Annotated in this window: 5 protein-coding genes; all 5 read left to right on the top strand. The window is 50.9% G+C overall.

Features of this window, described 5'->3' with window-relative positions; translation table 11 throughout:
- Nucleotides 1-366 precede the first annotated feature (366 nt).
- The 5 genes from cas10 to csm5 are packed head-to-tail and all read left to right on the top strand — an operon-like array spanning nt 367 to nt 5934.
- Nucleotides 367-2562 carry a type III-A CRISPR-associated protein Cas10/Csm1 gene (cas10, locus tag DEF47_RS04300; RefSeq protein WP_012190015.1) on the top strand — a complete coding sequence of 732 codons (2196 nt, stop codon included), beginning with the start codon at nt 367-369 and terminating at the stop codon, nt 2560-2562.
- A 2-nt stretch (nt 2563-2564) separates the two neighbouring features.
- Complete coding sequence (gene csm2 / locus DEF47_RS04295; protein WP_012190016.1) at nt 2565-2999, top strand: type III-A CRISPR-associated protein Csm2; 435 nt, start codon at nt 2565-2567, stop codon at nt 2997-2999.
- A 44-nt stretch (nt 3000-3043) separates the two neighbouring features.
- Complete coding sequence (gene csm3, locus DEF47_RS04290) at nt 3044-3811, top strand: type III-A CRISPR-associated RAMP protein Csm3 (RefSeq protein ID WP_012190017.1); 768 nt, start codon at nt 3044-3046, stop codon at nt 3809-3811.
- A 12-nt stretch (nt 3812-3823) separates the two neighbouring features.
- Nucleotides 3824-4849, top strand: a complete 1026-nt coding sequence (csm4, locus tag DEF47_RS04285; RefSeq protein ID WP_012190018.1) for a type III-A CRISPR-associated RAMP protein Csm4 — start codon at nt 3824-3826, stop codon at nt 4847-4849.
- Nucleotides 4846-5934 (top strand): type III-A CRISPR-associated RAMP protein Csm5, encoded by a 1089-nt coding sequence (csm5, locus tag DEF47_RS04280; protein ID WP_012190019.1) that lies wholly within the window; start codon nt 4846-4848, stop codon nt 5932-5934. Before csm4 ends, csm5 begins: the two co-directional genes overlap by 4 nt.
- Nucleotides 5935-6000: the final 66 nt, after the last annotated feature.

Below are 6000 nucleotides of genomic sequence, written 5' to 3'. Positions count from 1 at the left end.
AGGAGAGAAGAGTGTGTGTGAGGAGGAAGGATTTGTTTCGAGTATCGCAAGTATAGCTTACGATCAACCTAACAAACAATCCCCCTCATTCTCCTATCCTCGGTTAACCACATGGCCTATGCTTGCAAATGCCAATTTATGCCCCACAATAAAAGCCAGTCATCAACTCCAAGGTTCAATTTTATAACGAGATAGCTATCCACAATTACGACTTAATTCAGTTCAAATCCAAAAATCGGCTCGAAATTGGATTAATTAACGTGGGGCAAACAGCATAACCGAACAGATATTCGTTTATGCAGCGCACATATATGCACAACCCATCAGCTAAAGTAAGCCATCGTTAGCGTTCTACAAGGAGGTTGTATGAGTGATCCCCCAGTCATACGGGCATTGAAGAGTATGACAAACTCGGTCAAGGCTTGGGATACTACGCCACTGCATTCGATCTTCAACCAAATTGCTCCATCAGCCGAGCCAAACACCCAAACTTCAACGCCCTACTTTCTCCAAGCGCAACGTTTTAGCCTCACCGAATCTGCGCTTTTTCCAATCACCGAACGTCCGCCAGTTTCAGCCGATTTACAAACTCAATTCAATCAAGCGATTGAGCAATGCCATGCCGAGCCAAGCATTCATGTGGTCCAGATGCTGAGCTTGTTTCACGATTATGCTTGGGCCGTCAGCTACCAGCCAACTGCTGGCGAGACAGCCGATCCGGTTGTATCGCTCTACGATTATGCTCGCACCAAAGCCGCGTTGGCCGCCGCTGGTGAGCAAACCATGTTAGTTGGTGGCGATCTTTCGGGCGTGCAGGATTTTATCTACACCATCGCGGCCAATCGTGCCGCCAAAAGCCTGCGCGGTCGCTCATTCTATTTGCAAATGCTGACCGATGCCTTGGCTGGTTGGGTGTTGCAGCAAGCAGGCATGCCCAGCACTAATTTGCTCTATAGCGGCGGTGGGCGATTTTATGTGATTGTGCCCGCCGCTTGTTACGAACAATTGGCGCAGTGGCGACGGGCGCTTGGCCAATTTTTGCTGAATGTCCACGATGGCGAGTTGTATATCGCCTTGGGTGGCGCGACCATCGCCGATGCTGCGCACAATTTTGAGGCCTTATTTCGCGCCGTCAACGACCAAGTGACCGCTGATAAACGTCGCCGTTTTGCAACCCTCGATAATCAAGAGCTGCAAGCCAAATTGTTCACGCCACGCGGCCATCGCGGCAACGAGGATGACCGCTGCGCAACCTGTGGTTATATGGGGCCGAGCAATCAATTTGAAGCCGATGAAGATGATAGCAAGATCTGCCGGCTCTGCGAAAGCACGATTAAGCTGGCATTCAGCTTGCACGATGCCCAATTTCTTTGCATCAGCCAGCCACAGCCCAATCTCTCTGCGGTCAAAGGCCGCACAAACGCAAAGGATATTTTGGCGGGCTTGGGTTTGCAGGCAGAAATTTGTTTCGATCAGCAGGAATTGATCGATCATCTCAATCGCAATTCAGCACAATCAATCCATGTGCAGATTATTCGGCCCTTTGCGGGCGATTTAGCGATGCTGAGCCAACTTCGTGCCAATTATCGCCAGCATGTCTTTAGCATACGCCCAATCGTCAATGTAACACCTAAAGCTCCTAACGGTGAGGTCAAATCGTTTGATCAGTTGGCCAAAGCGAGTCGTGGCATCAAGCGTTTTGGGGTGCTGCGCATGGATGTTGATGATCTTGGCGATATTTTTGGCTATAGCCTTGCCAAAGCCTCGTTGGCCCGTATTTCAAGCCTGAGTGCCGCCTTTTCGCGCTTTTTCGAGGGCTGGGTTGGCGAAATTTGTCGTGACCAGAATATTGCCGCCGCAATCTACCAGCCGGAGCAAGCGAGCAATCAAGCAATCAGCCCTGAACAAATTTACAGCGTCTATTCGGGCGGCGACGATTTGTTTCTGGTTGGCAGTTGGGATGTGCTGGCCCATGTCGCCAATCGAATTCAACACGATCTTCAGCGCTACACGGGCTATAACCAATTAATCCATGTTTCGGCGGGATTGACCCTGCACACCGAAAAATTCCCGTTATATCAAGCGGCCAAACTAGCCCATCATGCGCTTGATCAGGCCAAAGATGCTGCGCCACGCCAAGCAATTCGCAAAAACGCCCTAGATTTCCTTGATCAAACGATTGCCTGGGAAGCCTACCCCGCCTTGATCAACTGGCATCAACGTTTGTGGCGGCTCTATCAAGGCGAGCATGGCATGGTGCGTTCGCTGCTGCAAGTGCTGATGGAGCTGTATAGCCAATATAACGAGCATAGCCAGCAACGTCAAAAATCGGGCAAAAAACACACCGCCTATGGCCCATGGATTTGGCGTGGCAAATATCAACTGGCCCGCATTCGCCAACGCTATGAGAACCATCAAGAATTACAAAAACTCTTGCGAGATATCGATGAAGATTTATTTACGGGGTTCGATGATCCGCATCGGATCAGTTTGCGCACAATCGAGCAGCTTGGCTTAGCCGCTCGTTGGACACAATTATTAATTCGTGAGCAAGGAGATTAATCATGCCTGAGATTAGCGAACAAGAACGCGAAGCAATTATTGCTGGCGATGACGTTGAAAAATTGGTTGAAGCCGCCCAAAAAATCGGCGAGAAATTGGCGCGAAATCGCTTAACCACCAGCCAAATTCGCGGTATTTTCGGCACAGTCCGCCGCATCGAGATGGATTGGGTGATGCCTAGTTTGCAACAACAACGGGCTGAGGCAGTTCGGCGTGCTCAACGTGAATTTGCCTTGCTGCAACCACGCTTGGCCTACCAAGCCAAACGCGAGCGTGGCGGCGCGGTTCAAGCACTCAGCGATGAATTAACGCCAGCGATCAAGTTAGTACTGAAAGCAAAAGCTGATAAGCCAGATATCTTCTACCAGCGCTTTCGCAACTTTGTCGATTTCTTTGAAGCGATTCTGGCCTATCATCGAGCATTTGGCGGTCAATAATTCTAAACCTAAAACCTAATTTATAGCATAAGAGGAAGAAAATTATGTCAGATCAAACACCTAAAATCAAAATTGTTGGTCGGATTTTCGTCAATTTTGAAATTCATGCCTTAACTGGCTTACATATTGGCGGCGCAGCCGGAACCTTGGCGATTGGCAACGTCGATAATCCAGTCATTCGTAATCCCTTTAACAGCGAACCTTACGTGCCCGGCTCATCGTTGCGCGGCAAAATGCGCTCACAATTAGAAAAATTGTATGGCTTGGCCCAAAATACTTCGATTGGCCGCGATGTTTCAATTCACTCGGCTAAAACCCAAGCCGAATATGACAACAGCCCAGTGCTGCACATTTTTGGAATTCCTGCTAGTGATTTTCTGACCGAGCCAATCCGCTTGATCGTGCGCGATGCAGCCTTGAGCGAACAAACTCGCGCTGCCTTCCGTGATGCCCGTACCGACTTGCCCTACACCGAAGTTAAATGGGAAGCAGCGATCGATCGCGTCACCTCAGCCGCCACACCGCGTCAGCAAGAACGGGTTCCAGCGGGGGCAATTTTCGACGGCGCGTTGACCTTCACGCTCTACAACGATCAAGATACCAAGCTGTTCAATACGGTTATTCGTGGGCTTGAGTTGGTCGAAGAAGATTACTTGGGCGGCCAAGGTGCGCGTGGTAGCGGCCAAGTTGCCTTCAAAAATATCATGATTCGCTTTCAGCAGCACGAAAAGCCTGTGCTCGAAAAAGGCGAAATTGGTTCGTTGGCCGAGCTACGGGCTTTGTGGGCAGCTCAAGGCTACGCTGCCAAATAAGAGGAGAGCAGCATGGAATTTAATCTGATTCGGCTCAAGCCACAAGCTGCGTTTCACTTTGGCATGCAAGGCATCGATATGGAAGTGGTCAGCGAAACCTGCCCATCCGACACGCTCTACGCCGCTTTATTTTGGCAGGCATTGCAACAAGGCCAGCGCTGGGCCAGCGAGCCGAGCAATCCGCCATTCACAATCTCGTCGTGTTTTCCGTATGTTGATGGAATTCAACTATTGCCTGTGCCAATGCTGCCACCCTTGCCCAGCGATAAGCAAAACCCGGGCGAGCGCAAGCAATTCAAAAAAGTGCGGTTTGTTTCCAGCGAGATTTTTATTAATCTACTGGCCGGAACCCACTCGCTGAGCCATTATTTTCGGCCAACCAACGGCGTTGCTTTGCAAAATGGCAGTGTCTTGGTCAGCCAAGCTGAATTTAGCGCCAACAAATGGGCTGTGGCAGATCCGCTTTGGAAAATCGAGTCGATTCCGCATGTGGCAGTTGATCGTTGGAGCAATGCTTCGGCCTATTACGAAACTGGCCAAGTGCGCTTTGCCGAAGGTTGTGGCTTAGCAATCTTGGCACTTGGCGATATCAAACAACTGATGTCGCTCTTGCACCAAGTTGGCATCGATGGCTTAGGCGGGCGGCGCAGCAAGGGGGTTGGGATGTTTGAGCCAGAGCTGCAAACCGAAACTCTCGATTTACCAGCTGCTACCAGCGATTCGGTAATTGTGCTCTCGCGCTATTTGCCGAGTGCCGCTGAGCTTGCGGCAGGAGTGCTCGATCTGCCAGCAGCCTATAGTTTAGAGGATGTGACTGGCTGGATGTATTCGCCCGCTGCCAAAGCCCAACGCCGCAAGGCAATTTGGATGATCGGGGTTGGCTCGCGCTTAAATCGCACAGGGTTGGCTCATTCGATCATCGGCTCAAGCGTTGATGTGGCCCCAACCTACGACACCCCCAACGCTGGCGTGAATCACCCCGTTTGGCGACATGGGCTAGCGCTCACGGTCGGTTGTAGCGTAGGAGATTCGCAATGACCAACTATGGATTAACGATTGAAACGCTCTCGCCAGTGCATATCGGCGCTGGCGGGCCAGATTTGCGCCGCAACATTGATTTTGCGATCTTCAACAATGTTCTCTATCTGCTCAATGTCGATGCGGTGCTTGAACAGATTTTGCCCGAAAATCCCAACGACCGTTTGTATCAACAAATTTTGAATACACCCGATTTGGGCAGTTTTTTAACGGCTGACCTGCTGAGCAAGCATCCAGAGCTGTATTACTACAAACTTGAAGGCGTTTCCAAGCTAGAAACTATGCGGCCTGTGATTAAACACTGGACGCATGCGCCCTACATTCCAGGTAGCAGCCTCAAAGGTGCTTTGCGCAGCGCATGGGTTCGCCAACACTATCAGCAGCGCAACCTAATCCTAGATTTGCAGCAATTAAGCGATCGGCGCGAATGGGCTTTTCAGGCTCAGGAAGCACGTTTGCTTAGTCCTAAAGCATCACGCCCAAGCCAAAATCCCAACTATGACCTGTTTCGGGCAATTCAGGTCAGCGATAGCCAGCCCGCGCCTGCTGATGCGCTACGGCTTTACAACGCGGTGGTGTTTCCAGCTGCCAATCAAGGTATTCCGCTTGATTTGGAAGCGATTAAGCCGCGTGTAGCCCTGCAAGCCCGAATCAAATTCGATGATTACATCTTGGATAAGCAGGCCAAACAATTTGGGGTGCGCGAGCAAGGATTTAGCGTCGAGGCCTTGAAACAGGCTTGGCGCGAACAAGGCTTAGCGCGAATTCAGCAAGAATTAACCTTTTGGACTGGCCGCCGCGAAGGCGAGCATCTCCAGCAATTCTTTAGCAACTTGGCCCAACAGGCCAATACTGCGCCCGACAACTGCTTCTATATCGACATTGGCTGGGGCACAGGCTGGAAGAGCAAAACCCTTGGCGATATTATCAAAACGCCGCAACTTGCCCAGTTGATGCGCCGCTATCGGCTGAGTCGCAAGGAATATCGTGAAGGCGATCGCTTTCCAAAAACCCGCCGCGCCGCTCGTGATACCAAAGGTGCGTTACGCGTCCCATTTGGCTGGGTCAAAGTAACGCTTAATTAGACGTTTCCTCACCCCTAGCCCTCTCTCCCGCTGAGCTAGGAGATCGCACGACGTTATTCCCCCTCT

This window comes from Herpetosiphon sp. (assembly GCF_003512625.1).
Lineage (GTDB): Bacteria > Chloroflexota > Chloroflexia > Chloroflexales > Herpetosiphonaceae > Herpetosiphon > Herpetosiphon aurantiacus.
Note: the sequence above shows the minus strand (reverse complement) of the source record. Positions and strands in the feature narration are given on the sequence as shown.